Source organism: Aureimonas sp. SK2, assembly GCF_029813115.1.
GTDB lineage: Bacteria > Pseudomonadota > Alphaproteobacteria > Rhizobiales > Rhizobiaceae > Aureimonas.
On record NZ_JAPZDS010000076.1, the window covers coordinates 1 to 462 of the forward strand.

Genomic DNA, 462 nt, shown 5'->3' on the forward strand with positions numbered 1-462 from the left:
CGCATTTTCAGGGACGGCCTGATCCGCGCCATACGTCCCGGCGGGGACGCATCCGTTGTCGTCAGTGGAGCGGCACGGCGACGGTTAGGCCGCTGCCTCCTGGCTCCAACGGAATGGGGTGTTGGTCTTCCACATGGCGTGCAGGATCACGGCCATCTTGCGGGCTACGGCAATTCTCGCCTTCTTGAACCCGGACGCCTTTGCCAGCTTCAGTCCCCACGCCTTGAGCGTGGAGAAGCGCAGGTTGCGCGTGAGAAGCGTCGTGGCCGCCTCGTAGAGGTGCTTCCTGGTCATCAGGCTCCCCTGTTTGGAGATGCGCCCGTTGCGGCTCGTCTCGCCGGACTCGTATCGTCGCGGTGTCAGGCCGAGATAGGCGCCAGCACTCGAGGATCGTTGGAAGCGCGATGCGTCGTCGAAGGACGAGGCGACGGAAAGGGCGGTGATGACGCCGAGGCCCGGCAC

The 462-nt window shown here is 65.2% G+C and carries 1 protein-coding gene; it reads right to left on the reverse strand.

Annotation, left to right across the window (positions count from 1 at the left end; genetic code table 11):
• Positions 1 to 84 precede the first annotated feature (84 nt).
• Positions 85 to 462 (reverse strand): transposase (locus O5O54_RS22275; protein WP_279484033.1); only part of this gene is annotated, 378 nt, incomplete at its 5' end.